Annotated in this window: 25 protein-coding genes and 1 tRNA gene; 19 read left to right on the top strand and 7 right to left on the bottom strand. The window is 65.1% G+C overall.

The features are described 5' to 3' along the window. Positions 1 to 179 precede the first annotated feature (179 nt). Positions 180 to 1,250: a recombinase RecA gene (recA, locus tag JYK05_RS02125; RefSeq protein WP_175939548.1), complete on the bottom strand. Its 1,071-nt coding sequence runs from the start codon at positions 1,248 to 1,250 to the stop codon at positions 180 to 182. A 262-nt stretch (positions 1,251 to 1,512) separates the two neighbouring features. Here recA and JYK05_RS02120 point away from each other — a divergent pair, with 262 nt between their 5' ends. The 5 genes from JYK05_RS02120 (at position 1,513) to JYK05_RS02100 (ending at position 6,568) form a co-directional block, all read left to right on the top strand. Beyond that, a complete protein-coding gene (locus JYK05_RS02120) occupies positions 1,513 to 2,223 on the top strand; it encodes a response regulator transcription factor (protein ID WP_206467612.1) in 711 nt (236 codons plus the stop codon). A 12-nt stretch (positions 2,224 to 2,235) separates the two neighbouring features. After that, positions 2,236 to 3,819: a sensor histidine kinase gene (locus tag JYK05_RS02115; RefSeq protein WP_206467611.1), complete on the top strand. Its 1,584-nt coding sequence runs from the start codon at positions 2,236 to 2,238 to the stop codon at positions 3,817 to 3,819. Positions 3,820 to 4,048: 229 nt separating this feature from the next. Continuing rightward, the gene (locus tag JYK05_RS02110; protein WP_175939545.1) at positions 4,049 to 5,707 is read left to right on the top strand and encodes an MFS transporter; all 1,659 of its coding nucleotides are present in this window, start codon (positions 4,049 to 4,051) and stop codon (positions 5,705 to 5,707) included. A 96-nt stretch (positions 5,708 to 5,803) separates the two neighbouring features. Next, a tRNA-Met gene (locus JYK05_RS02105) sits at positions 5,804 to 5,880 on the top strand. 208 nt (positions 5,881 to 6,088) lie between these two features. Then, the gene (locus JYK05_RS02100; protein ID WP_206467610.1) at positions 6,089 to 6,568 is read left to right on the top strand and encodes a hypothetical protein; all 480 of its coding nucleotides are present in this window, start codon (positions 6,089 to 6,091) and stop codon (positions 6,566 to 6,568) included. 268 nt (positions 6,569 to 6,836) lie between these two features. Here the strand turns inward: JYK05_RS02100 and JYK05_RS02095 are convergent, their stop codons facing one another. Genes JYK05_RS02095 through JYK05_RS02085 form a run of 3 tightly spaced genes read right to left on the bottom strand, consistent with a single transcriptional unit; the run spans position 6,837 to position 8,716 of the window. Beyond that, on the bottom strand, positions 6,837 to 7,223 hold the full coding sequence (locus JYK05_RS02095; RefSeq protein ID WP_206467609.1) for a hypothetical protein: 387 nt from the start codon (positions 7,221 to 7,223) through the stop codon (positions 6,837 to 6,839). Between the two features lie 36 nt (positions 7,224 to 7,259). Then, a complete protein-coding gene (gene bamE / locus JYK05_RS02090) occupies positions 7,260 to 7,811 on the bottom strand; it encodes an outer membrane protein assembly factor BamE (protein ID WP_206467608.1) in 552 nt (183 codons plus the stop codon). A gap of 14 nt (positions 7,812 to 7,825) precedes the next feature. Next, on the bottom strand, positions 7,826 to 8,716 hold the full coding sequence (locus JYK05_RS02085; RefSeq protein WP_241269824.1) for a peptidoglycan DD-metalloendopeptidase family protein: 891 nt from the start codon (positions 8,714 to 8,716) through the stop codon (positions 7,826 to 7,828). 533 nt (positions 8,717 to 9,249) lie between these two features. On the opposite strand from JYK05_RS02085, the gene JYK05_RS02080 reads away from it, so the two are divergent. Continuing rightward, on the top strand, positions 9,250 to 9,510 hold the full coding sequence (locus tag JYK05_RS02080; RefSeq protein ID WP_175939540.1) for a GlsB/YeaQ/YmgE family stress response membrane protein: 261 nt from the start codon (positions 9,250 to 9,252) through the stop codon (positions 9,508 to 9,510). Positions 9,511 to 9,586: 76 nt separating this feature from the next. Here JYK05_RS02080 and JYK05_RS02075 read toward each other — a convergent pair whose 3' ends face one another. Next, on the bottom strand, positions 9,587 to 10,246 hold the full coding sequence (locus JYK05_RS02075; protein ID WP_206467606.1) for a VTT domain-containing protein: 660 nt from the start codon (positions 10,244 to 10,246) through the stop codon (positions 9,587 to 9,589). 169 nt (positions 10,247 to 10,415) lie between these two features. Between JYK05_RS02075 and mutL the strand changes: the two genes are divergently transcribed. Both mutL and miaA read left to right on the top strand, forming a co-directional pair. Then, positions 10,416 to 12,353 carry a DNA mismatch repair endonuclease MutL gene (gene mutL, locus JYK05_RS02070; RefSeq protein ID WP_206467605.1) on the top strand — a complete coding sequence of 646 codons (1,938 nt, stop codon included), beginning with the start codon at positions 10,416 to 10,418 and terminating at the stop codon, positions 12,351 to 12,353. Then, positions 12,350 to 13,321, top strand: coding sequence for a tRNA (adenosine(37)-N6)-dimethylallyltransferase MiaA (gene miaA / locus JYK05_RS02065; protein ID WP_175939537.1), 972 nt, complete (start codon positions 12,350 to 12,352; stop codon positions 13,319 to 13,321). The genes mutL and miaA overlap by 4 nt, the downstream gene beginning before the upstream one ends. Before the next feature lie 169 nt (positions 13,322 to 13,490). On the opposite strand, the gene purM is transcribed toward miaA, so the two are convergent. Next, positions 13,491 to 14,546, bottom strand: coding sequence for a phosphoribosylformylglycinamidine cyclo-ligase (purM, locus tag JYK05_RS02060; protein WP_206467604.1), 1,056 nt, complete (start codon positions 14,544 to 14,546; stop codon positions 13,491 to 13,493). A gap of 234 nt (positions 14,547 to 14,780) precedes the next feature. Between purM and hda the strand changes: the two genes are divergently transcribed. The 7 genes from hda (at position 14,781) to JYK05_RS02025 (ending at position 20,551) form a co-directional block, all read left to right on the top strand. Continuing rightward, positions 14,781 to 15,596 carry a DnaA regulatory inactivator Hda gene (gene hda / locus JYK05_RS02055; protein WP_206467603.1) on the top strand — a complete coding sequence of 272 codons (816 nt, stop codon included), beginning with the start codon at positions 14,781 to 14,783 and terminating at the stop codon, positions 15,594 to 15,596. 11 nt (positions 15,597 to 15,607) lie between these two features. Continuing rightward, the gene (locus JYK05_RS02050) at positions 15,608 to 16,294 is read left to right on the top strand and encodes an HAD family phosphatase (protein ID WP_206467602.1); all 687 of its coding nucleotides are present in this window, start codon (positions 15,608 to 15,610) and stop codon (positions 16,292 to 16,294) included. Continuing rightward, positions 16,287 to 17,924: a polynucleotide adenylyltransferase PcnB gene (gene pcnB, locus JYK05_RS02045; RefSeq protein ID WP_206467601.1), complete on the top strand. Its 1,638-nt coding sequence runs from the start codon at positions 16,287 to 16,289 to the stop codon at positions 17,922 to 17,924. The genes JYK05_RS02050 and pcnB overlap by 8 nt, the downstream gene beginning before the upstream one ends. Positions 17,925 to 18,040: 116 nt before the next feature. Further along, positions 18,041 to 18,604, top strand: coding sequence for a 2-amino-4-hydroxy-6-hydroxymethyldihydropteridine diphosphokinase (folK, locus tag JYK05_RS02040; RefSeq protein WP_175939532.1), 564 nt, complete (start codon positions 18,041 to 18,043; stop codon positions 18,602 to 18,604). Next, entirely contained in the window at positions 18,601 to 19,281 is a 681-nt protein-coding gene (locus tag JYK05_RS02035) for a deoxynucleoside kinase (protein ID WP_206467600.1), read from the top strand. Before folK ends, JYK05_RS02035 begins: the two co-directional genes overlap by 4 nt. 42 nt (positions 19,282 to 19,323) lie before the next feature. Then, a complete protein-coding gene (gene panB, locus JYK05_RS02030; protein WP_175939530.1) occupies positions 19,324 to 20,139 on the top strand; it encodes a 3-methyl-2-oxobutanoate hydroxymethyltransferase in 816 nt (271 codons plus the stop codon). Between the two features lie 112 nt (positions 20,140 to 20,251). Beyond that, positions 20,252 to 20,551, top strand: coding sequence for a hypothetical protein (locus tag JYK05_RS02025; protein WP_206467599.1), 300 nt, complete (start codon positions 20,252 to 20,254; stop codon positions 20,549 to 20,551). A 34-nt stretch (positions 20,552 to 20,585) separates the two neighbouring features. Here the strand turns inward: JYK05_RS02025 and JYK05_RS02020 are convergent, their stop codons facing one another. Next, positions 20,586 to 21,518, bottom strand: coding sequence for a CopD family protein (locus JYK05_RS02020; protein ID WP_206467598.1), 933 nt, complete (start codon positions 21,516 to 21,518; stop codon positions 20,586 to 20,588). A gap of 434 nt (positions 21,519 to 21,952) precedes the next feature. Here JYK05_RS02020 and JYK05_RS02015 point away from each other — a divergent pair, with 434 nt between their 5' ends. The 4 genes from JYK05_RS02015 to JYK05_RS02000 all read left to right on the top strand — a co-directional run bounded on the left by JYK05_RS02015 (position 21,953) and on the right by JYK05_RS02000 (position 26,436). Continuing rightward, the gene (locus tag JYK05_RS02015; protein ID WP_175940592.1) at positions 21,953 to 22,696 is read left to right on the top strand and encodes a cytochrome c; all 744 of its coding nucleotides are present in this window, start codon (positions 21,953 to 21,955) and stop codon (positions 22,694 to 22,696) included. Positions 22,697 to 22,717: 21 nt separating this feature from the next. Further along, on the top strand, positions 22,718 to 24,016 hold the full coding sequence (locus JYK05_RS02010; RefSeq protein ID WP_206467597.1) for a cytochrome c: 1,299 nt from the start codon (positions 22,718 to 22,720) through the stop codon (positions 24,014 to 24,016). Positions 24,017 to 24,098: 82 nt separating this feature from the next. Next, the gene (locus JYK05_RS02005; RefSeq protein WP_206467596.1) at positions 24,099 to 24,719 is read left to right on the top strand and encodes a hemolysin III family protein; all 621 of its coding nucleotides are present in this window, start codon (positions 24,099 to 24,101) and stop codon (positions 24,717 to 24,719) included. 217 nt (positions 24,720 to 24,936) lie between these two features. Continuing rightward, entirely contained in the window at positions 24,937 to 26,436 is a 1,500-nt protein-coding gene (locus JYK05_RS02000; RefSeq protein ID WP_206467595.1) for a DEAD/DEAH box helicase, read from the top strand. The last annotated feature ends 62 nt before the right edge of the window (positions 26,437 to 26,498 follow it).

Here is a 26,498-nt window from a genome sequence, read left to right as displayed (position 1 = left end):
GGTCTGTGCCATTGTCATGGTCGGCGGACTCACCGACGCTGCGCGCAGACGATCCGGACCCAGCATCGTCGCCCGACTCACCCGCGCCGTCAGACCGACCCGCACGGCCCCGCCGAACATCGGCGCTGCCAGCCTTCGATCCGAACCGGCGCTTGAACATCGACCGTGCGGCGGGACGCTTATTCGTCGTCCGCGACTGCTGCGCCCGCGGCGACGCCATCTGCCAGCGCCGCCACACCCAGCGATTCGCGGATCTTGTTCTCGATCTCGCGTGCAATGTCCGGGTTCTCGCGCAGGAATTCCCGCGCGTTGTCCTTGCCCTGACCGATGCGATCGCCGTTATAGCTGTACCACGCGCCCGCCTTGTCGACGAGCTTGGCCTGCACGCCCAGGTCGATGATCTCGCCCTGACGCGAAATGCCCTCACCGTACAGAATGTCGAAGATGGCTTCGCGGAACGGCGGCGACACCTTGTTCTTCACCACCTTCACGCGCGTTTCGTTGCCGATCACTTCGTCGTTCTTCTTGATGGACCCGATACGGCGAATGTCCAGACGCACCGACGAATAGAACTTCAGCGCGTTACCGCCCGTGGTGGTTTCCGGGTTGCCGAACATCACGCCGATCTTCATGCGGATCTGGTTGATGAAGATCACGAGGCAGTTCGTGCGCTTGATGGTGCCGGTGAGCTTGCGCAGCGCCTGCGACATCAGGCGAGCTTGCAGACCCGGCAGTGAGTCGCCCATTTCGCCTTCGATTTCCGCCTTCGGCACGAGCGCCGCGACGGAGTCGATCACGATCATGTCGATGGAACCCGAGCGCACCAGCGCGTCCGCGATTTCCAGCGCCTGTTCGCCCGTGTCCGGCTGCGAGATCAGCAGTTCCTGCACGTTCACGCCGAGCTTCTGCGCGTATTGCACGTCGAGCGCGTGTTCCGCGTCGATGAATGCCGCCGTGCCGCCGATCTTCTGCATTTCGGCGATCACCTGCAGCGTGAGCGTGGTCTTGCCCGACGATTCCGGACCGTAGATCTCGACGACGCGGCCGCGCGGCAGGCCGCCCACGCCGAGCGCGATATCCAGTCCGAGCGAGCCGGTGGACACAACCTGAATGTCTTCGACCGCCTCACCCGCGCCGAGCCGCATGATCGACCCTTTGCCGAATTGCTTTTCGATCTGCGAGAGCGCGGCAGCGAGGGCCTTGCTCTTCTCCGCAGTCATGCCAGCCGGGCCTTTCTTGCTTTCTTCCATGAATCGTCCTTTGCTATGATGAACGGCGTCTGAGACTTGTGCGCGCGGGCTTCGATGCGGATTCCGCATACTTTCACCCGCTTTTCGCACAGATGCAGACACTGTATAAAAAAACAGTAGTTTTTGCAAGCCCGATTGCGGCGCGCGTGGCTTTTTTCCACGTCGCCCGAACCGCGCAAAAACCGCACAACACCCTGGAGACCGCCGCGCCGGGCGAAATGCGGTGCCGGCAATGCGCTACCGCGCATCAGGCGCACACACGATGCGAATCCTCATTGCCGAAGACGACAGCATACTCGCGGACGGCCTTGTCCGATCACTCCGCCAATCGGGATACGCCGTCGACCATGTGAAGCATGGCGTCGAGGCCGACACCGCGCTGACGCTCCAGCCTTTCGACCTCTTGATTCTCGATCTCGGGCTGCCGCTCATGCCCGGTCTCGAAGTGCTGCGCCGGCTGCGCGCGCGTAATTCGCAGATGCCCGTGCTGATCCTGACCGCCGCCGACAGCGTCGACGAGCGCGTGAAGGGCCTCGATCTCGGCGCGGACGACTATATGGCCAAGCCCTTCGCGCTCAACGAACTGGAAGCGCGGGTGCGCGCGCTCACGCGGCGTGGCGCGGGCGGCGGCCCGACGGTCGTCAAGCACGGTTCGCTGTCGTTCGATCAGGTGGGACGCATCGCGCATATCGGCGATCAGGTGATCGACTTGTCGGCGCGCGAGCTGGGCGTGCTCGAAGTGCTGCTGCAGCGGACCGGGCGCCTCGTGTCGAAGGAACAGCTCGTCAATCACCTGTGCGAATGGGGCGAGGAAGTCAGCAACAACGCGATCGAGGTCTACGTCCACCGGCTGCGCAAGAAGATCGAGCCGAGCGGCGCGCGCATCATCACCGTGCGCGGGCTCGGCTACACGCTCGAAAAAGCGTCGAACGGCGCGTCGGCGAGCGCGCCGATGCCGCCGAGCCATCACTAGGCCGGGCCAAGCATGGCCTCGTCCGTTTCCAGCAAACGCGCACACGAGCCGCCGCGCACGCCGCCTGAACCCAACGCAGCCACCGCCGATTCCGACGCGCTGCGCGACGCGCGCTACGCCAATCCCTTCGCCCCGCCGGACGAGCTGGAACCGGACAGCGAGACGCATCCGCGCTCGCTCTTCGGCGAGATTCTCGACTGGATGCTCGCGCCGCTTCTGCTGCTCTGGCCGATGAGCATTGCCGTGACCTATCTGGTCGCGAAGTCCATCGCGAACGGACCGTTCGACCGCGCGCTAGAAGCGGATGCCTACGTCATCGCGCGTCAGATTCAGCCGGTCAACGGCGTCGCGGAACTCAGGCTGCCCGACGCAACGCGCGATTTTCTGCGCGCGGACAACGTCGACAGCGTTTTCTTTCAGGTGCTCGGCACGCGCGGCGAACTGGTCGGCGGCGACCGCGACATGCCCTTGCCGCACGAAGACGACCGGCCGCAGCCGGGCATCGTCGAGTTTCGGGACGACGTGCTGCGCGGCAACGATATTCGCGTCGCCTATACGACCGTGGACCTTCCCGCACTCGACGCGCAGAACGCGCAGCCGGTGCTCGTGCAAGTGGCCGAGACGCTCGACAAGCGAAGCCAGCTCGCCAACGACATCATCAAGGGCGTGATCCTGCCGCAGTTCGTGATCCTGCCGCTCGCCATCGTGCTCGTCTGGTTCGGGCTGTCGCGCGGGCTCGCGCCGCTGCACGCGCTGCAATCGAATATCCGCGCTCGCCGCCCCGACGATCTCTCGCCGCTCGAAGCCGGCCGCGCGCCGCCCGAAATCGCGCCGCTCGTCGCCTCGTTCAACGATCTGCTCACGCGGCTCGAACAGAACATGGAGTTCCAGAAGCGCTTTATCGCCGATGCCGCGCATCAGATGAAAACGCCGCTGGCCGGCCTGCGCATGCAGGCGGAACTCGCGCTGCGGCAGGACGTGTCGAACGAAGTGCAGCGCTCGCTCGAACAGATCGCGACCAGTTCGGAACACGCCGCGCGGCTCGTTACGCAACTGCTGGCGCTTGCCCGCGCGGAAAATCGCGCGAACGGGCAGATCTTCTCGCACGTCGAGTTGACGGATCTCGCGCGCCTCGCCGTGCGCGACTGGGTGCAGGCGGCGCTCGCCAAGCGCATGGACATCGGCTATGAGGAGCCGCCGTATCCGGTCGAAGTGGAAGGCAACGCGGTGATGTTGCGCGAGATGCTGTCCAATCTGATCGACAACGCGATCCGCTACACGCCGACCGGCGGGCGCATCACCGTGCGCGTGCGGGCCGACGACACGAATCTCGATCTCGTGCATCTGGAAGTGGAAGACACCGGCCTCGGCATTCCGCCGGCCGAACGCGAGCGCGTGGTGGAGCGTTTCTATCGCATTCTCGGCCGCGAAGGCGATGGAAGCGGCCTCGGCCTTGCCATCGTCAAGGAGATCGCGACGATTCACGGCGGCACGCTCGCCATCGAGGATCACGTCTATCAGGAAGCGCCGAGGCTCGCCGGGACGCTGGTTCGCGTCAGCTTGCAGCGGGTTTATCCTGCCCGGGACAAACCCTGAGCGCGCACGCGGAAGCGCGCCGATGATTTAGCGCGATAGGCGCAGTTTGTTTGCCGATCTCAGCGCCTTATAGACGAGTTAGCAGAATTTCAACCGTCCGCCCACGTCGAGAGCCCAAATAGCCCGAGTCAGAACGCCGTAAGTTTTCGTTCCAATAATCCTTGCACCGGCGCCGCGCGTGCGGCCCGATGGAATCGGGAATCAGACGGAAAACCTAAGGAGACGATTCATGGCAACGGTCGAAGGGCGCATTTCGCACGCGCCGATGACGAACGAGGAGCGGAAGGTCATCTTCGCCTCGTCGCTCGGCACCGTGTTCGAGTGGTACGACTTTTATCTCGCGGGCTCGCTTGCGATCTACATCAGCAAGACGTTCTTCTCGGGCGTCAACCCGACGGCCGGCTTCATCTTTACGTTGCTCGGCTTCGCGGCGGGCTTCGCGGTGCGTCCGTTCGGCGCGATCGTGTTCGGGCGGCTCGGCGACATGGTCGGCCGCAAGTACACGTTCCTGGTGACGATCGTCATCATGGGTCTTTCCACGTTCCTGATCGGCTTTTTGCCCGGCTATGCGACCATCGGCATCGCCGCGCCGATCATCTTCATCGCGATGCGGCTGTTGCAAGGGCTCGCGCTCGGCGGCGAGTATGGCGGCGCCGCGACGTACGTGGCCGAACACGCGCCCGCCAACAAGCGCGGCGCGTGGACTGCGTGGATTCAGACGACCGCGACGCTCGGCCTCTTCATCTCGCTGATCGTGATTCTGGCCGTGCGCACGGCGACCGGGGAGGAGCAGTTCGGCGCATGGGCGTGGCGCGTGCCCTTCCTCGTGTCGATCCTGCTGCTCGCCGTGTCGGTCTGGATTCGCATGAAACTGCACGAATCGCCGGTGTTCGAGCGCATCAAATCCGAGGGCAAGACCTCGAAGGCGCCGCTCACCGAAGCGTTCGGCGAATGGAAGAACCTGAAGATCGTGCTGCTCGCGCTGTTCGGTCTGACGGCGGGCCAGGCAGTGGTATGGTACACGGGCCAGTTCTACTCGCTTTTCTTCCTGACGCAGACGCTGAAGGTGGACGGCACGAGCGCAAACATCATGGTGGCGGTCGCGCTGCTCATCGGCACGCCGTTCTTCGTGTTCTTCGGTTCGCTGTCGGATCGCATCGGGCGCAAGCCGATCATCATGGCGGGCTGCCTGATCGCGGCGCTGACCTTCTTCCCGCTCTTCAAGGCGCTCGCACACTACACGAACCCGACGCTCGAAGCCGCGACGCAGAAGTCGCCGATCACCGTGATCGCCAACCCGGACGAGTGCTCGTTCCAGTTCAATCCGGTGGGCACGTCGAAGTTCACGTCGTCGTGCGATATCGCGAAGAGCGCTCTGTCGAAGGCCGGCCTCAACTATCAGAACGTGGCCGCGCCCGCCGGCACGCTGGCGCAGATCAAGGTCGGCGAAACGGTCGTGAACACGTACGACGGCAAGGCCGCCGACGCCAAGGCGCAAGGCGCGGCGTTCGACAAGACGCTCGCCGGCACGCTGAAGAGCGCCGGCTACCCGGCGAAGGCCGATCCGGCGCTCATCAACTGGCCGATGGCGATCGTGATTCTGACCATCCTCGTGATCTTCGTGACGATGGTGTATGGCCCGATCGCCGCGATGCTGGTCGAGATGTTCCCGGCGCGGATTCGCTATACGTCGATGTCGCTGCCGTATCACATCGGCAATGGCTGGTTCGGCGGCTTCCTGCCCGCGACGGCTTTCGCGATCGTGGCGGCGCGCGGCGACATCTACTCGGGCTTGTGGTATCCGGTGGTGATCGCGCTCGCGACGTTTGTGATCGGCATGTTGTTCGTGAAGGACACGCGCAAGTCGAACGTGTATCACGAGGATTGAAGGCGCTGGTTTAATCTGCCCTGCCGCCGTGTCAGGAAAAACGCGCGGCAGGGGTTGACAGACGTTTCAACCGCCGCCATAATCTCGGCTTCTTTCGGCGAATTAGCTCAGTCGGTTAGAGCGACGGAATCATAATCCGCAGGTCCGGGGTTCGAGTCCCTGATTCGCCACCAGCTTCAAGAAAAAGCCGCTGCTCCGCAAGGACAGCGGCTTTTTTGTCGTCTGCATCCGGTTCAACGCCGCCCTTTCCTCGCAGAATCGGCCGAAGCGTCTTAATACGCCGCTAAGTCTTCGATGCCATCATGGTTCGAAAGTCAAGCAGCCAGCGGCCCGCGCAGCCATTCGCATCGGTCCGCATGCAACTTCTTCGGGAGCTTATCCGTGAGAAAGACATCGTCGATCAGCCACGCCGCGCGCCCTACCTTGTCACCGCTTATGCGAGCGCTCAGCCAGAGCCGAACTGCCCGCGAGCCGGTCATCGATCTGATGCTGTTGAAGTGCTACGCCGCTCTCGACGCATTTTGCCGCGGGCACGGATCACATGCGCTTTCGACGACCCTGCGCAGTCATGTGCTGATTGCGCGCGAACTTGCTCGCATCGGTTATGCGAGCGAACGCGTGGACGAGCTCGAACGCGCGGAAGAAACGCTGACGGCGCTCGACGCCTTTCGCGCCGCGACTTCGCAGTGGAGCCTCGACGCCGCCGCGCATCGTCGCCTGTGCGATGCGCTCGCGCTCTTCGCAGCACAGCTCGACGCGGCGTCGCTCGAACACATCGCCCGGGCGCAAGCGAGCGCCGTCACTCAATCGCTAATGACCGCCCGCGCAACTCCCCACGAACTCGCCCCATCCCCAACGTGATCTGGCACGAAATGTTGCTCACCGTACATTCATACAATTCGCCAGGCGCGATACTGTTTTTGCGCACGGGGGTGTTTCAGCGCAACGAGAGACCAAGAAGACGGGCGGCACTCGACCGAGCCGTGGGTAAAGAATGGGCGCGATGTCTCGCGCAGGTCTTTGCCAACGTCCCGGCGAGTAGCAGGCGAAGAAGTGAACAGCCATCGCCCCGACAATGAAGTTAAAAGCCGGCAAATCGCCGGCTTTTTCTTTTTCGCGAGCCGTGCGCTCAGCGGTAACGGGCGAAGATGGTGCGCGCGCACTCGTCGCACCAGCGACGCTGAGCCGCATCGGCATCCGCTTGCCAGACGTGCCCGAACGCGCATTGCCACGTCAGCGACGACGCCGCGCCCGAATGACGCGACGGCACGAGCGCGCCGCCACGGACTTCTGCAATTGCGCGCGCCCGGGCCATTTCGGCCTCGCGCCGCTGCGTCGCGCAGTTCATGCAGCGCACGTTCTGCGACGCGTCCAGCGCGTCATCCCAGTCATGCCCGCGCGTGCACGCCCAGCGGACGAATGCGTCGTCGTTCGCTTCCGCGGATGCGCGCTCGCGGTATCGCAACGCTTCGTCCATCAATGCGCGTTGTCTCTTGCCGATATAGTTTTCGCTCATTGCCTCAACGCCTTTGCCGCTGCTGCCGCCCTGTCGTCAATGCCGTCCGCCGCCCTCCGCCTCCGAACGGGAGGTCGTGACCACCGTGCCGTCCGGGCCGAAATGCGCGTTGAACATGGCGTCGCGATTCACGCCGTCTTCAAGCCAATGCCAGCTCCACACGCGCTCCTGCTTCAGCCGGTATTCGGCGACCGTCGTCGGCTTGCCGAGCAGTCGCCGCACTTCGTCCTGCGTCATGCCCGGCCGCACTTTCGCGATGTTCTCGGCAGTCAGCACCTGGGTGACCGAGACGAGCAGGCCATCCGGATCGAGATCCACCATGTAGGTGTTCGTGCCGGCCGGGCCGCGCGGATACTCGAGGCGCTTCGAGCCGTCCGTATAGGTGCGCTCGGTTTCCGGCTCGCCCATCTGTTTGCGAATTTGCGCTTCGTTCGTGACGCCGGGCTTGAGGTCTTTCAGCAGCAGCACGTCCGGCTTCACCGAGTTGAAGAACGAGCTGAGTTTGTTCATCGCTTCCCCGCTCTGTTGCTGATCGCAGCCTGCGAGCAACGACGCCGCGACGAGCGCCGCGCATATGATTCTCTTCATACGGCTCCTTCGACTCAACTGCCCGCGCCGAGCAGCGGCACGGGATCGACGGCGGCGCCCGCCTTTCTGATCTCGAAATGCAGCACCGGCGACCCGCTCGGGCCGGTTCCCATATCGGCGATCGTCGCGCCCTGTTTGACCGTATCGCCTTCGCGCACGAGGAGCTTGTCGTTGTACGCGTAGGCGGTCAGATAGTCGTTGCTATGCCGGACGATGATCATGCGCCCGTACGACCGCAAGCCGCTCCCCGCATACACGACCTTGCCGGGCGCCGCAGCCTTCACGGGCTCGCCGACCTTGCCCGCGATGTCGATGCCCTTGCTGCCGCTCGCCCCGAAGCCGCGCACGATCTCGCCCTTCACCGGCCAGACGAACGTGCCCTTGCCCGCGGAAGCCGTCGCGGCGGGCTTCTCGGCAGCTTTCTCCGTTGATTTCTCGATCGTCTTCTCGCTCGATTTCTCTGCCGTCTGCTTGCCCGGCGTCGGCAGGAGCGGCGGCAGGTTTTTCGAAGACGAAGACGAACCCGCAGCCGCCGTCGACATGGACGCACCCGGCGGCACCACGCGCAACACCTGCCCGACGTTGACCTGCTTGCTCTCCGGCAGGTTGTTCCACGCAGCGAGATCGGCGGGCTTTTGTTTGTATTGACGCGAGATGCCGTAGAGCGTGTCGCCCGGCTTCACGCGATAAAAACCCGCCTCAACCGGCGCGGAAGCCGACGCACCCGGCGCCACCGGAACGGGCGCCGTGCTGACTGGCGAACTCACGACCACAGGCGGCGGCGAAATCGAATTGTCGACGATGGGCGCTGGCGTGCGCGGCGTCGACGTGCATCCGGCAAGACCTGCCGCGACGGATGCGGCGAGCCCGAAACTCGCGATGACCGCCCGAGTGCGTGGTCCCATGACAACTGTGTGCATCGACTGCAACTTTCTCATGCTCTTGTCTTGATCTAGTGCAACGCTCTTTGATTTTTCCGCCGCCGGCCGCCGCGCTAACACACGGTCAAGCCGACGCCATACAACGAGGTACCGACACATCCGACGATGCCGCAGCCCGGCAGCAGCGAAAGCGCCAGCGCGCAAAACGCTATGACCGCAAGCCGCGATCCGCGTCCGCTCACGCGTTTCACCTTCGGTTCGGACGAAACTCCGACAGCATAAAACATTCAGAATCCACTTCTTCAGGTCAGTCGACGAGACACTTTAGGCGAAACTTCGCCTGATCCTTTGGGATTCTAAATTTTTCACGATTCTGCCCGCCAGTGCGTTGGCGTCGCGGCACGCCCGAGCATTCACGCGTTGAGCCAAACAGACGATCCACAATCCTTGACACTTTGCGCGCTTTTGGCACCGCGCTTTCCGCTACATTCACGGCGCTCGAAAGCGGGAGCCTCCTGCAGTCCTGCAATTTCCTCATTTTCGCGGAGTACTAGCGCATGCACATCACGCATCTTGGAATCTTCACCAGTTTGATTATTGGCGGCATCGCGGGCTGGCTCGCCGGCCTCATCATGAACGGCACGGGCTTCGGCGTGTTCGTGGACATTCTCGTAGGCATCGTGGGCGGCGTCGTCGGCAATTGGCTCTTCGGCGTGCTCGGCATTTCGCTCGGCGGCGGCCTGCTCGGTTCGCTGCTGACGGCGGTGATCGGCGCAGTGGTGCTGCTTTTCGTCATCCGCCTGTTCCGGCGCGCGTAACGGCGCATCGGCATGTCGGGCCGCGCTTCTGGCGACACGCGAAGCGCCGGCCCGGCGAACTCCACTCACGTCGCCTTCACACCTTCGAGCCGCGACGGCTCATCTTCCACAGCGCGCCTAACGCAATCGGCACGATGGCGGCGCCAATGCCGACCAGCACGATCACGTTCAAATACTGCCGGATGAACGGGATATTCCCGAAGAAGTAGCCGAGCAGCACGAGAAGCAGCACCCAGATGGCCGCGCCGAGAATGTTGAAGAGCTGAAACCGCGTCGCGTTCATCGCGGACGCCCCCGCCACGAACGGCGCGAACGTACGCACAACAGGCACGAAACGCGCGATCACGATCGTCTTGCCGCCGTGGCGATCGTAGAAGTTATGCGTCTTTTGCAGCGCCTTGCGATCCAGAAAGCGCTCGAGCACCGGTATGTTCGTATCGAACACCTTCGGGCCGATGGCGCGTCCGATCCAGTAATTGACTGTGTTGCCGGCCACAGCCGCAATCAGCAGCAGCGCGATGAGCGCGCCGAGATCCATCTCGTGCGTGGCCGCGAACGCGCCGCCGATGAAAAGCAGCGAATCGCCCGGCAGAAACGGGAAGACCACAAGCCCCGTTTCGCAGAACACGATGAGGAACAGCACGGCGTACACCCACGCGCCATACGTGTGAATGAAGTCACCGAGCGATTTGTCGATGTGCAGGATGAGGCCCAGGAAATGCAGCAGCGTGTCCAAAAAACTGTCCTCGAAGAAGTGAGCCGGCAAAGAAGCGAAGGGTCGCGCCATGATACCGAAGTGACTCGGCGCGTCGGTTAAAAAGCACGTATCGAGCCGCCATCTGGCGACGCATTGTCGGAACGATGCGCCCCCGCGAGCGGCCGATGCGAATGGCTATAATTTCGGCATGGCCGACCTCAACGAACTCCCCGCCGGCGCTTCGACCGCCGCCGTCGCGCGCCGTTCGCGCGCCATCGCCCCGCTTCCCGACCAGCTCATCAGCCAGATTGCCGCGGGCGAAGTGGTCGAGCGACCGGCGTCCGTGGTCAAGGAACTGCTGGAAAACGCGCTCGATGCCGGCGCGCGCAGCTTGCGCGTGACGCTCGACGAAGGCGGCGTGAAGCGCATCGTGATCGCCGACGACGGCTGCGGCATGCCTCCCGAGGAACTCCCGCTCGCGCTCATGCGGCACGCGACCAGCAAGATCCGCTCGCTCGCCGATCTCGAAGCCGTCGCCACGCTCGGTTTTCGCGGCGAAGCGATCGCGTCGATCGCATCGGTGGCGGAGCTGTTCATCACGAGCCGCACCGAAGACTGCGCGCACGCCACGCGCATCGACGCGCAAACGGGCGTCATTTCCCCCGCGGCGGGCACGGTCGGCACGACCATCGACGTGCGCGAGCTTTACTTCAACACGCCGGCGCGCCGAAAGTTCCTGAAAAGCGAACAAACCGAGCTCGGGCATTGCCTGGAAGTCATTCGCCGCGTGGCGCTCGCGCGGCCCGACGTCGCCATTTCCGTGATGCATAACGGCAAGGCCGTCGAGCACTGGAACGCGAGCGATCCGGCCACGCGCGTCGCCAAAATTCTGGGCGAAGTGTTCGAGACCTCGCATCTGCCGCTGGACGAACGCGCCGGCCCGCTTGCGGTGTACGGTTGCGCGGGCCTGCCGACCGCGAGCCGCGGACGCGCGGACCAGCAGTATTTCTTCGTGAACGGCCGCTTCGTGCGCGACAAGCTGCTCACGCACGCGGTTCGCGCCGCCTACGAGGACGTGCTGCACGGGAACCGCTATCCGGCGTACGTGCTGTTTCTCGACCTGCCCCCTGAATCGGTGGACGTGAACGTGCATCCGTCGAAGATCGAGGTGCGGTTTCGCGACTCGCGCTCGATTCATCAGTACGTGTTCCACGCGGTGCAACGGGCGCTCGCGCGGCACGCGGGCGCGTCGCCGGAAACGACAGCGGGCGGGCACGCGGCGCAACTCGAACCGACCGGGCCGGCGTCGTTCAGCGCGCGGCCTGTCGCGAGCGCGGGATCGGTAGCCAGGAACGAAAACGGCACCACGTGGATGCGTCAGTCGCGCATGACGCAAGGGTCGCTGCCCGTCGCCCAGCCGCTCGCGCTCTACGACGCGTTGTTCGGGCGCAAAGACGCCGATGCGCCGGTAGCGTCTGCGGCAGAGGCATCGCCCGCCGTCGCGTGGGCCAACGACGACAGCGCGCCCGCCTACGCCGCCGCGAGCCACGCACACGCCGACGAGCAGCCGCTCGGCTTCGCCGTCGGCCAGATTCACGGCATCTACGTGCTCGCTCAGAACGCGCGCGGACTCGTCATCGTGGACATGCACGCCGCGCACGAACGCATCCTCTACGAGCAGTTCAAGCACGCGCTCGCGGACCGCTCCATCGCCGTGCAGCCGCTTCTGATTCCGGTCTCGATGACGGCGGATCCGGTGGAAATCGGCATCGTCGATGAAGAACGCGAGACGCTCGACGCGCTCGGCTTCGATCTCGCGGTGCTCTCGCCGACGTCCATCGCGATTCGCGCGGTGCCCGCGCTGCTGAAGGACGCGGACCTCGTCGCGCTCGCCCGCGCCGTGCTCGGCGACCTTCACGCGTACGGCGGATCGCGCGTGCTCACCGAGCGGCAGCACGAACTGCTCGGCACGCTCGCCTGCCACCATGCGGTGCGCGCCAATCGCCGCCTCACGCTCGACGAAATGAACGCCCTCTTGCGTCAGATGGAAGCCACCGAACGCGCCGATCAATGCAATCACGGCCGCCCGACGTGGTATCAGCTGACGCTCGCGGACCTCGACCGCCTCTTCATGCGCGGACAATGAGTAATTCTTTGCGCGTGGTCTGTCTGCTCGGGCCGACGGCGTCGGGCAAGACGGCGGCGGCGCTCGCGTTCGCGGCGGCCTCGGCGCGGCCGGTGGAAATCGTGAGCGTGGACTCGGCGCTCGTCTATCGCGAGATGGATATCGGCACGGCCAAGCCCAGCGCGGCGGAGCGGGCGGCCGCGCCGCATCATCTGATCGATATCATCGATCCGGCCGACGCTTACTCCGCTGCCCAGTTTCGCGCGGATGCGCTTCGGCTGGTCGGCGAAATCGTCGCGCGGGGAAACGTGCCGCTGCTGGTCGGCGGCACGATGCTGTACTACAAGGCGCTGACGCAGGGCCTCAACGACCTGCCGCCCGCCGATCCGTCCGTGCGCGCCACGCTCGACGCCGACGCCGCGCGCGACGGCTGGCCCGCGCTGCACGCGCGGCTCGCGGCGGTCGATCCGCAGACCGCGGCGCGCCTCGCGCCGAACGATTCGCAGCGCATCCAGCGCGCGCTCGAAATATATCTGCTGACCGGTCAGCCGATGTCCGCGCTGCTCGCCGCGCCGCGCGTGCTGGAGCAGGAAGCGCCGTATGACTTCGTGCCGATCGCGCTGGAACCGTCGGACCGCGCGGTGCTGCATGCGCGCATCGCGGCGCGCTTCGACGCGATGCTCGCGCACGGTTTCATCGACGAAGTGAAGCGCCTGCGCGCGCGGGGCGACCTCGATGTGTCGATGCCGTCGATGCGCTGCGTCGGCTATCGGCAGGCGTGGGAATACCTCGACGGCCTGACCGGCTACGACGAGATGCGCGACAAGGGCATCTTCGCGACGCGGCAGTTGTGCAAGCGCCAGTTGACATGGCTGCGCGCGATGCCGGAGCGCGTCGTGGTGGATTGCTGCGCGCCCGATGCGACGGAACAGGCGGTCGAAGCGATAAAGTCCCGAATAGAGAGGCCGAAGTCTCGCGGGCCGGCGTGACGAACGCCTATCACCGCACGCGGTCGCTCGATCTTGAGCACGCAACGCATCCAGCTATTGAGTCGACTGCCTTCGTGAGTCGAAACCCATACGCGACCGACGCGGCTTGAGAAGAAAAAAACCCTCGCGCAACGCGAGGGTTTCTGTCCTGGAAAGCGACTCCCGACGATTAGACCACCACCGTCTGCGCCTCGCCTTCACGGCTCTCGCGCACCACGCCGATCTTCCACACCTGCTCGCCCGCAGCGGACAGCAGGCCCGTTGCCGCATCGGCGTCCTCGGCCGCGACGATCACCGCCATGCCGATCCCGCAATTGAACACGCGATGCATTTCCGCATCGGCGACGCCGCCGTGCTTTTGCAGCCACGCGAAAAGCGGCGGCAGCGGCCACGCGCGATGGTCCAGCTCCGCCGTCAAACCCTCGCGCAGCACACGCGGAATGTTCTCGACGAGCCCGCCGCCCGTGATGTGCGCCATGCCCTTCACCGTGATGCTCTGCATCGCGCAAAGCAGCGGCTTCACGTAGATGCGCGTCGGCGCCATCAGCGCGTCGGCGAGCGAGCGGCCGTCGAAATCGGCGTTCAGGTCCGGATTCGCGCGCTCGATGATCTTGCGCACGAGCGAATAGCCGTTCGAGTGAATGCCGCTCGACGCCAGCCCGAGCACGACATCGCCCGGAGCGATGGTGCTGCCGTCGATAATCTTGCTCTTTTCCACCGCGCCGACCGCGAAGCCCGCGAGGTCGTATTCGCCGTCCGGGTACATGCCCGGCATTTCCGCCGTCTCGCCGCCGATCAGCGCGCAGCCCGCGAACTCGCAGCCCTGGGCGATGCCCTTGACCACGTCCGCGGCGGTGTCAACGTCGAGCTTGCCGCACGCGAAATAATCGAGGAAGAAGAGCGGCTCTGCGCCCTGCACCAGAATGTCGTTCACGCTCATGGCGACGAGATCCTGCCCGACCGTGTCGTGCCGGTTCAGCTGGAACGCGAGGCGCAGCTTGGTGCCGACGCCGTCCGTTCCCGACACGAGCACCGGCTCCTTGTACTTCTTCGGCACTTCGAAGAGCGCGCCGAATCCGCCGATCCCGCCCAGCACGCCATCGCGCAAGGTCTTCTTGGCGAACGGCTTGATCCGGTCGACGAGCGCATCGCCCGCGTCGATGTCGACACCTGCATCGCGATACGACAAACCTTGGGTGTCCGGGGCGGATTTCGGTTGATTCATGGGGGGAGAGCGAGAAGGTCGGTAAAATGCGATTTTACCCGATGATGATACGAGGACGGTCGCCCGGCAGCTTGGTCCGCCGCGCGGCAGCGCCTTTTCGAGACAGAACGGCCCGGCCGACGAAACGCGCCCGAGCGCCCGGCCGCTTGCCACAGGCGGCTTCGCGCGCATCGGCGAGCCCACGCCGCCTGTTTTCGAGAGAACGCAGCATCCAGCCGACGACATCCATTCCCCGTGCAACGCCAACTGACGCTCGACCTCGGCACGCCGCCGCCCGCCACCTTCGACAATTTCTTCGCCGCCGGCAACCACGAACTGGTCACGCGGTTGCGCGAGCTCGAAGGCGCGCTCGCGTCCGGCCCCGTCGCGGATCGCACGTTCTATGTCTGGGGCGAGCCCGGCAGCGGGCGCAGTCATCTGCTGCACGCGCTCGTTCATGAGGCGGGCAGCCGGGCGCGTTACTTGAGCCCGCAGAGCGCGTTGCACGCGTTCGGCTTCGATCCGCAGGTCGCGCTGTATGCCGTCGACGACTGCGACCGCCTCTCGCCCGCGCAGCAGATCGCGCTCTTCAATCTGTTTAACGAAGTGCGCGCGTATCCGGCGAGCGCGCTCGTCGCCACCGGCAACGCCGCGCCGATGACGCTCGCCGTGCGCGAAGACTTGCGCACGCGTCTCGGCTGGGGCCTCGTCTTCCATCTGCTGCCGCTTTCTGACGAAGCGAAGGCGTCGGTTCTCAAGCACGCGGCGCACGAGCGCGGCATCGTGCTCGCGGAAGACGTGCCCGCCTATCTGCTCACGCATTTCCGCCGCGACATGCCGAGCCTGATGGCGCTTTTCGACGATCTCGACCGCTTCTCGCTCGAACAGAAGCGCAGAGTCACGCGCGCGCTCTTGCGCTCGATGCTCTCGCAAACCGGGCGCGTGACGCCGCTCGTGGCGGTGTCGCCGGATACGCCGCAGGACGCGGACGATGAGCACCGCGCCGCCCCGCCTGCCGGCGCGCCCGACGCCGACGCCGCACCGGACAACGTTCCCACCCGCTTCAAGTAGAATGCGCTCCCATGAACCTTGCCCTCTTCGATCTCGACCACACGCTCATTCCCACCGACAGCGACCACGAATGGGGCCGCTTCATGGTGAAGCTCGGCATCGTCGACGCGACAGAATTCACGCGTCAGAACGACGCCTTCTACGCCGACTACAAGGCGGGCGTGCTCGACATCAACGCTTACCTGCACGCGATGCTCGCGCCGCTCGCGAAGTACTCGCGCGAGCAACTCGCCGACTGGCACGCGCAGTTCATGCACGAGGTCATCAATCCGCGCATCGTGCCGGCCGCGGTCACGCTCGTGCGCGAGCATCAGGACAACGGCGATCTGTGCTGCCTCGTGACCGCGACGAACGCGTTCATCACCGCGCCCATCGCGGAAGCGTTCGGCATCGACACGCTGATTGCATGCGAAGTCGAAACCGTCGGCGATCATCCGCAAGGCGCGTTCACCGGCAGGCCGCGCGGCACGCCGAGTTATCGCGAGGGCAAGATCGTGCGCGTGGAGGAATGGCTCGCGTCGCTCGGCGAGACGCTCGGCGACTTCAAGCGCAGCTATTTCTACAGCGACTCGCATAACGACATCCCGCTGCTCGAGCGCGTCACGGACCCCATCGCCACGAATCCGGACGACACCCTGCGCGCGCATGCGCAAGCCAAAGGCTGGCGCATCCTGAACCTCTTCGATACACGTGATTAAAAAACTCATCCGCAAGCTGTTCGGACAAGAGAGCGCCGCATCCAGCGAAGGCGCCTCGAACGACACGCCGGGCGCATCCGCTGACGACATTCAAGCCGCCGAAGCCGCTGAAGCAAAAGCCGCCCGCAAAAGCACGCGTGCCCCGCGCAAGAAAGCCGCCGCGCCGGTCAAGCGCGACCCGAATGTGCCGGTGATACTGTCGTCGGACATTCACGGCATCGATCCGTCGCTCATCTCGAAGAACGCCATCCGCGTGACCGAAGGCTTGCAGCAGGCCGGGCACCGCGCGTTCATCGTCGGCGGCGCGGTGCGCGATCTGCTGCTCGGCGTCGCGCCGAAAGATTTCGACGTCGCCACCGACGCCACGCCCGATCAGGTGCAGCGGCTCTTTCGCCGCGCGCGCATCATCGGGCGGCGGTTTCAGATCGTCCACGTCCAGTTCGGACAGGAGATCATCGAAACGTCCACGTTCCGCGCGCTCGTCGACGCGCCGCCCGAACCCGTCGCCGAAGCGCCGCGACGCTACCGACGCGGCGAGCTCGACATGCGCACGCACGCGGTGGACGCGAGCGGCCGCGTGCTGCGCGACAACGTGTGGGGCGAGCAGCACGAAGACGCCACGCGCCGCGACTTCACCATCAACGCGATGTACTACGATCCGGCCACGCAAACCGTGCTGGATTATCACGACGGCATGGCCGACATCCGCGCGCGCCTCTTGCGCATGATCGGCGATCCGGCCACGCGTTATCGCGAAGACCCGGTGCGCATGCTGCGCGTCGTGCGCTTCGCGGCGAAGCTCGGCTTCGAGATCGACGAAGCGACGCGCGCGCCGATCAAGGAACTCGCCGATCTGATGGACAACGTGCCGGCCGCGCGTCTCTTCGACGAGATGCTGAAGCTGCTGCTGTCCGGCCACGCGCTCGCGTGTCTCACGCGTTTGCGTCAGGAAGGGCTGCATCACGGTGTGCTGCCGCTGCTCGATGTCGTGCTGGAACAGCCGCACGGCGAGAAGTTCGTGACGCTCGCGCTCACGAGCACCGACGAGCGCGTGCGCGCGGGCAAGCCCGTTTCGCCGAGCTTCCTGTTCGCCACGCTCTTGTGGCACGACGTGCAGACGCGCTGGCAGAAGTACACCGCCGCGGGCGATTATCCGGTGCCGGCGCTGAACCGCGCGATGGACGATGTCCTCGACATGCAGACGGAAAAACTCGCCATTCACAAGCGTTATTCCGCCGACATGCGCGAGATCTGGGGCTTGCAGCATCGGCTGGAAAAGCGCGGCCGCAGCGCGATGAAGCTGCTCGAACACCAGCGGTTCCGAGCGGGTTATGATTTCCTGCTGCTGCGTTGCGAATCGGGCGAGCTGGATGCGGCCATCGGCCAATGGTGGACCGAATTCATCGAGGGCGATAACGCCACGCGCGAAGCCCTGCTCTCGCAAGGCGGCAAGGAGCGTGCAGCGCCGAAGAAGCGTCGCCGGCGCAGCAATGCGAAGCGCAAGGCTGCCGAGGGCGGCGAGAGCGGCGCAAGCACTGCGGCCGATGGCGAGCCCGAGTCCGACCGCTCCGACCGCATTGCGAACGAAGCCGGCGCGCCCCGGAAAATCGAAGGCGCGGACAACGAATAAAGCCGGTTTTCGCTAAAGTAGCGGATAACGGTTAGCACCCGGGCAATGTGCCGGCGTTTCGATGTGTTGATTGCCTCGACGCGCTTCGCCCAGGACCTACGCGTAGGACTTCTGCCATGACGATTGCTTATCTCGGCCTCGGAGCGAATCTCGGCGATGCGCGCCAAACGCTGAAAGACGCAGTCGTGTGTCTCGCGCAGCAGCACACGATCACCGTGCTCGCGAAGTCGAGCCTGTATCGCACCGCGCCCATCGACGCCTCCGGCGACGATTACTTCAATTGCGTCGTGAAGCTGGAAACGACGCTGCCCGCGCGTGCGCTGCTGCGCCTGTGCCATGTCATCGAAGAACAGTTCGGGCGCGAGCGGCCGTATCGCAATGCGCCGCGCACGCTCGACCTCGATATCCTCCTGTACGGCGCGTTCAGCATCGACGACATGGATCTCGTCGTGCCGCATCCGCGCATGACCGAGCGCGCGTTCGTGCTCGTGCCGCTCATCGAACTCGAACCCGATCTCATCATCCCGCAACGCGGCCGCGCCGACGCGTTCGTCGCGAACGTCGCCGATCAGCGCATCGAGAAAGTCGCCCTGTGCCAGTGCGCGGCGCCCGCCGCGCAGCCGGCAGCGGCAAAAGCTTCCAGCGCCTCCACCGTCTCCACTAAAGCCAATTGCCGATGAGCAATCCGCCTCTCACCGTCACGGCGCCGCAGTTGCGGCCGCCGCATCGTTATATCGCGATCGAAGGGCCGATCGGCGTCGGCAAGACGACGCTCGCCACGCGGCTCGCCGAACGCTGGTCCATGCGCACGCTGTTCGAGCGCCCGCAGGACAACCCGTTCCTCGAGCGTTTCTATCGCGACACGACGCGGCACGCGCTCTCGACGCAACTGAGTTTCGCGTTGCAGCGCGTCGCGCAAACGCGGGAAGTGGCGGACATGCTCACTCAGAACACGCCGCTCATCGCCGACTTTCTCACGCAGAAGAGCGATCTGTTCGCGCGGCTTACGCTGCCTGACGACGAGTACAACCTGTACCGCGATATCGCTTCGCGCATTGGCGCGAGCGCGCCTGCGCCGGATCTCGTCGTGTATTTGCAGGCGAGCCCGGAAGTGCTGTTCTCGCGCATTCAGAAACGCGCGCTGCCGATGGAGCTGCAAATCTCCGACTCGTACTTGCGCGCGCTCGCCGACGCTTACAACGACTTCTTCTATCACTACGACGCGACGCCGCTTCTCACGGTGAACGCGGAGCATCTGAATCCCGTCGCATCGGACGACGATCTCGAACTGCTCGTCGAGCGGATCGAGACCATGCGCGGGCGCAAGGAATTCTTTGTCAAAGGCGTCTCGGTGTGAGCTTGCGTCTCATGCTCGCGCGCCATTTCAACTGAAATCATCATGACGTATCTGCAGGAAACCAGCCGCTCGACGATCACCGTTCCGAAGCTGCAAGCCATGCGCGAGGCGGGCCAGCGCATCGCGATGCTCACGTGCTACGACGCGAGCTTCGCGGCGCTGCTCGACCGCGCGGGCGTCGATGTCATGCTGATCGGCGATTCGCTCGGCAATGTCCTGCAAGGCCACAGCACGACGCTGCCCGTGACGCTGGACGACATCGCGTATCACACGGCATCCGTTGCGCGCGGCAACAAGAGCGCGCTGATCGTCGCGGACATGCCGTTCGGCACCATCGGATCGCGCGAAGAAGCGTATGCGAATGCTGTGAAGCTGATGCGCGCGGGCGCGCACATGGTGAAGCTCGAAGGCGGCGAGTGGCTCGCGGATACCGTGCGCTTTCTCGTCGAGCGCTCGATTCCGGTGTGCGGCCACGTCGGGCTCACGCCGCAGTCGGTGCATGCGTTCGGCGGCTTCAAGGTGCAGGGCAAGTCCGAGGCGGCCGCGGAACAGATGCGCCGCGATGCGCTCGCGCTTCAGCAGGCGGGTGCGCAGCTGCTCGTGATCGAAGCGGTGCCGACGCTCGTCGCGCGCGAGGTCACGCAACAACTCGCGATTCCAACTATCGGCATCGGCGCGGGCATCGACTGTTCAGGACAAGTGCTCGTGCTGCACGACATGCTCGGCATTTTCCCCGGCAAGCGGCCGCGCTTCGTCAAGGATTTCATGCAAGGTCAGCCGAGCATTTTCGCGGCGGTCGAAGCCTACGTGAACGCGGTAAAAGACGGCAGCTTCCCCGGTCCCGAGCACACGTTCTGATCGTTTTAGTTTTGCGCCGTACCGCCTGCCCGTTTGCGCTGTCACGAACAGACTGGACGGGCGAGGTTCTTGCACACTAAGCTGAACACCTCAGCCCGAAGCGAGAACGACCATGTGGCACGTCCTTCCCGATGAAACCGTCCGCGCGCAGCTTGCCGTCGGCGCGTTCGTGGCGCTCGGCGTGGCGCGCGTGATCGCGGCGGTGCTGGGCGCGCAGCATGGCTGGCGCATCTCGATGGTGACGCGCGGGTTCGTCGTGCTCGCGGTGGCGTTGTGCTTGCCGCAGATCGTCGACGTGCTCTTCATCGCGGATTCGCATGCCGCTTTTGTCGAGCTTCAGGGCAAAGCGGCCGGATGCGCGCTCGCGCTCTTCTGCGCGCCTATCGTGAGCCATAAGCTCGGTTACGAGTGAGGCGGCGCTCAGCCCGCTGGACCCGCTCAACCGCTCAACCGCCCATTGCGAAACCCGGCAAGCTGTGCGACAGCACCGACGCCGCCACGAATACGCCCACCATCAGCACCGCTTCGACGCGCATCAGGTTGATGACCGTGTGCGCGTCCGTCGTCGATGCCGTGCGTTGCAGGCGCGGTAGCGCCGACCAGCGGTTGAGCGCGCCGAGCAAGAGCGCCGCCGCGACGAACGCGAGTTTCACGATCAACGCGTGACCCCAGCCGCTTTGCGTCAGCGCCTCTGCCGATCCGCCGGTGCCGCGCCATGCGTTGAAGAGACCCGTCGCGATGACGACCGCCACCGCGACCGTCGCCACGCTCGACATGCGCGCGACGACGCGCAGTAGCGCCGCGCGCGCAGTCGATGCGTCGAGCGCGGGCAAAACGACCGCGCCCGCGATGACGATGCCGCCCCACACGCCTGTCGCGAGCAAATGCAGCAATTGCACGGCTTCCGCGATGGAGAACGCGCCCGCATCGGCGGCATGGCCGATCGCCGCTTTGCCCGATGCCGCGATTAACGCGCCGAGCACGGCGACGGCCACGCGGGCAATGCTCAACGGACGGCTCGTCGCCATGGCGAGCGCGAGCAACACGCCGCCCGCGACCGACACCGCCCAGCCGATGCCCGCGTGCGTCGCGCTCGCGACGAGCCAGAGCGACAAACCCGCATCGGCGATCGACGTGCCGCTCATCGCGGCCGACTCCAGCCACAGCGAAACGAAGCCGCACAGCACGAACGCGAGCGCCCCCGCGATGCCGATACGCGATGCGCGCCGCCCGCCGCGCTGCGCCGGCGACACCGCCGCAGTCACGCGTTCGCGATGCAGCCACGCGCCCAGCAGCATCCCGCCGAGCGCGCACGCGAACGCCACATCCGACAGCGCGGCGAACACCATCTGCAAAAAGGACAACGAATCGCCGGTCATGATGCGGCGGCCATCGAGGCGTGAACGGGAATTGCTGTGAGGAGATCCGGGCGGGTCATCGGTGCGTCGGCAAGAAAGCGGCTCGCGAAGTCTAAACGAACGCACGCAAACCGGAGCGCGCATTGCATCGGACGCTACAGACTTCGGCGCGACGCGATGATGCTTCTGTCGATACTTTGTTGATAAGCAATGAATTCAATGCAATGTCAAAGTTCTTGTCTGTCGCGCGGCATATTGTCGCGATTCCGCCTCAGAGCGCCCGAAAAGTTGTGTCAAATAGTCACCATCAGGCATCGATGATAGAATTCCGCGTCGCATCAGAGGCTCATCGAGCCGCTGTGGCTGTGGTCCGCCACCCTCCGCCACCCTACGCGTGGCCGTGGTTCGCCACCTTCGCACCGAGCCGCACGAAGCTCGGCAGGTCCCCGAATTTCATGGAGTGTCGCGTGTTTTCAAGACGCATTTTCCGTCCGCTGCTCGCCTTGGCACTGATCGGCAGCGCCGGCGTTCTCAGCGCGGGCCAGGCGCTTGCCCAGGCGCAAAATCAGCCTATCGCGCCGGATACCATGGCAGCCCGCGTGCAAGGCTGCACCGCATGTCACGGCGTGCACGGCGAAGGCACGGACAATGACTACTTCCCGCGTCTTGCCGGCAAGCCCGCCGACTATCTGTACAACCAGCTCCAGAACTTCCGCGAAGGGCGGCGCAAGTACCCGCCGATGAACTACCTCGTCACGTATCTCTCGGACGACTACCTTCATCAGATCGCGAATTACTTCTCGCAGCAGCGTCCGCCGTATCCGCCGCCCGCGAAGACGAACGTGTCGGGCACGACGCTCGCGCGCGGCTCGCAGATCGTGCTGAACGGCGATCCGTCGAAGAACATTCCCGCCTGCGCGGCATGTCACGGCAAGGCGCTGACCGGCATGCAGCCGGCCATCCCCGGTCTCGTCGGCCTGCATTCGGACTACATCAGCGCGCAGGTCGGCGCATGGAAGTCGGGCACGCGCCACGCGAAGGCGCCCGACTGCATGCAGCAGATCGCTTCGCGCCTGTCGGATGACGACGTGACCGCCGTCGCCGCATGGCTCTCCACGCAAACCGCACCCGCCAACCCGGTGCCCGCGCCCGCTGGCTCGTTGAAGATGCCGCTCGTCTGCGGCAGCGAACCGCAATAAGGCGTCTGGAGCGACAACACAATGAAACGCAAGTCCCTGTTCGCACTTTCCTCGGCTGTCGTGGTGGCAGCCGTCGCAGCCGGCGCCGTCCTCTGGTCGGGCGGCGACAACCTCCATTCGGGCGGCGCGGTCGCGGCGACTCCGGCGGATCAGGCCGCGCTCGTCAAGCACGGCGAATATCTCGCCCGCGCCGGCGACTGTATCGCGTGCCACACGGTGCGCGGCGGCAAGCAGTTCGCGGGCGGCCTGCCCATGGCGACGCCCTTCGGCACCATGTTCACGCCGAACATCACGCCGGACGACAAGTACGGCATCGGCAAGTGGACCTCCGACGACTTCTATCGCGCGATGCACACCGGCCGCTCGAAGGACGGCAGCCTGCTCTACCCCGGCTTCCCGTTCACGAGCTACACCAAGGTGACGCGCGCCGACTCGGACGCGATCTACGCGTATCTGCGTTCGGTCGCACCGGTGTCCGAGCCGAGCCGTCCGCATGAACTGCGCTTTCCGTTCAACAACCGCAATCTGCTGATCGGCTGGCGCACGCTGTTCTTCAGCGAAGGCGAGTACAAGCCGGACCCGACCAAATCGGTCGAATGGAACCGCGGCGCGTATCTCGTCGAAGGTCTGGGTCACTGCGGCATGTGCCATACGTCGATCAACGCGATGGGCGGCCCGGTCAACTCCGCAGCGTTCGCGGGCGGCCTGATTCCGCTGCAAAACTGGTACGCGCCGTCGCTCACGTCGAACAAGGAGGCCGGTCTCGGCGACTGGGACATCAAGGACATCAACGACCTGCTGAAGAGCGGCGTGTCGCAGCGCGGCGCGGTGTTCGGCCCGATGGCCGAAGTGGTCCACAACAGCCTGCAGTACATGACCGACGCGGACATCAACGCGATCTCGACGTATCTCAAGTCGATCCCGCAGAAGAAGGAAGCGCCGGAACCGCTGCAACTGGAAACGTCCGAGAAGTTCGGCGGCGAGCTGCTGACCATGGGCAAGAAGGTCTACACCGAGAACTGCGCGAAGTGTCACGCGGAGAACGGTCTCGGCAAGCCGCCCGCTTACCCGCCGCTCGCGAACAATCAGTCGATCCAGATGCCGTCGGCCGTCAACCCGATCCGCATGACGCTCAACGGCGGCTATCCGCCGAGCACGGACGGCAATCCGATGCCGCACGGCATGCCGCCGTTCGCGCAGTCGCTGTCGGATACGGAAGTGGCCGCGGTCGTGACGTACATCCGTATGTCGTGGGGCAACCACGGCACGCCGGTGTCGCCGCAACAGGTGAGCAACCTGCGTTCGGCGCCGCTCGACTGACATTCGCGCGAGACAGCGTACAATACGTACGGGGCGCAGCCTTCATGTTGGGGCTGCGCCTTTTGTCTTTGGTGGACCAGTCATGCACGCAGGCGAGCGTTTCAACAGCATCAGCCATCTGATCGGCGTCATCTTGTCCGTCGCGGGACTCGCGACGCTCGTGACGATGGGCGCGCTCGATGGCGACGCCTACAAGGTCGTGAGCTTCGCGATTTACGGCGCCATGCTGTGCACGCTGTACCTGATCTCGACGCTGTACCACTGTGCGCGCACGCCGCGCATGAAAGCGGTCTTGCAAAAGTGCGACCACTCGGCCATCTACTTGTTGATAGCCGGCAGCTACACACCCTATACACTGGTGACCTTGCGCGGCCCGTGGGGCTGGTCGCTGTTTGGCGTGAACTGGGGGCTTGCTGTGCTCGGCATCACGCAGGAACTCACGCTCGGGCGAAGAACCCGCAGCGTTTCGATGGTGCTGTACGTGTTGATGGGCTGGCTCGCGCTCGTAGCCGTTCATCCGCTCTTGACGGCGCTGCCGCCCGCAGGCACTGCGTGGCTGGTGGCAGGCGGTCTGATCTACACCGCCGGCATCTGGTTTTTCATCAACGACGAGCGCATCCGGCACGGCCACGGTATCTGGCATCTGTTCGTGCTGGCGGGCAGTCTGTGTCAGTTCGTGAGCGTCGCGCGCTATGTCGCGTGAGCCTTGAACGGGGCAAAGCGCCCGCATCGCGAAGCAACGCGATGCAACTTACAGCCAGCCGGCGTGTCTTGATAGCGCGTCGAACCTTGCGGCACAGCCAGGCGGTCCAGGACCGCGCACCAAGGCCGCCGCCCGATTCATCGCGAGCGTCGTACATCATCGCCGCTGTTGCCAGCCGCCTGCACGCCGTTCGCCACAACGATTCGAACATCTATTTATGTCTTTTGATTCACTCGGTCTGTCAGAACCTCTCCTTCGCGCAGTCAACGAACTCGGCTACACGAATCCCACTCCGATCCAGCTTCAGGCCATTCCGGCCGTCCTGAAAGGCGGCGACCTGCTCGCCGGCGCGCAAACCGGCACCGGCAAGACGGCGGGCTTCACGCTGCCCATCCTGCAACGTCTCTCGCAAATGGCACCGGCCGCGGCCGGCAGCAAGCGCCCGGTGCGCGCGCTGATTCTCACGCCGACGCGCGAACTCGCGGCGCAGGTCGAAGAAAGCGTGCGCGCTTACGGCAAGTACCTGAAGCTGCGCTCGACCGTGATGTTCGGCGGCGTGGGCATCAATCCGCAAATCGACGCGCTGCGCCGTGGCGTGGATATCGTCGTCGCGACGCCGGGACGTCTGCTCGATCACATGCAGCAGAAGACGATCGACGTTTCGCAGCTCGAAATTCTCGTGCTCGACGAAGCCGACCGCATGCTCGACATGGGCTTCATCCACGACATCAAGCGCGTGCTCGCGCGTCTGCCGCAGAAGCGCCAAAACCTGCTGTTCTCGGCCACGTTCTCCGACGAGATCAAGGCGCTCGCCGACAGCCTGCTCGATTCGCCCGCGCTGATCGAAGTCGCGCGCCGCAACACGACGGCCGAGCGCATCGAACAGAAGATCCATCCGGTCGACCGTGATCGCAAGCGCGAGCTGCTCACGCATCTGATTCGCCAGCACGACTGGTTTCAGGTGCTCGTCTTCACGCGCACGAAGCACGGCGCGAACCGTCTTGCCGAGCAACTGACGAAGGACGGCATCAGCGCGCTCGCCATTCACGGCAACAAGAGCCAGTCCGCGCGCACGCGGGCGCTCGCCGAGTTCAAGGATCAGACGCTGCAGGTGCTCGTCGCGACCGATATCGCGGCGCGCGGCATCGACATCGACCAGTTGCCGCACGTGGTCAACTTCGATCTGCCGAACGTGCCGGAAGACTACGTGCACCGCATCGGCCGCACGGGTCGCGCGGGCGCGGAAGGCGAAGCGGTGTCGCTCGTGTGCGTCGACGAACTGCAATTGCTGAAGGACATCGAGCGCCTCATCAAGCGGCCGATTCCGCAGGAAGTGATTGCCGGGTTCGAGCCGGACCCGAACGCGAAACCTGAGCCGATTCAACGCCGCAGCCAGGGGCGCGGCGGTCCGCGCGAAGGCGGCCGCGCGCATGGCGGATCGCAGGATCAGGCGCGCGCCCCGAAAGCGGGCAACGGCGCCGGTCAGGGTCAGCGCGACGGCCGCGGCTCGAAGCCGGCCAGCGCTAAACCGGCCGGCCACGGCAACGCGGGCGTCAAGCCGGCGCCCCGCCGTCCCGAAGCCGCGCACGCAGCCGGCCACGCTCCGGCACCGCGCGCTAAAGCCGGCAATCCCGGCGCGCTGCTCGGCGGCAAGTCGCGCAACGACAACGGCGGCGCGCGCCGCGACGGCATGCGCACCGGCGGACGCGGGCGCTGAGCGTCAGCGACGTCATGTTGAAAGCGAGCCGCCAACGCGAGCGGCTCGCGAAAGAAGCAACA

The sequence above is a fragment of the Caballeronia sp. M1242 genome (assembly GCF_017220215.1).
Classification (GTDB): domain Bacteria; phylum Pseudomonadota; class Gammaproteobacteria; order Burkholderiales; family Burkholderiaceae; genus Caballeronia.
This window is presented reverse-complemented; position numbering and strand designations above follow the sequence as displayed.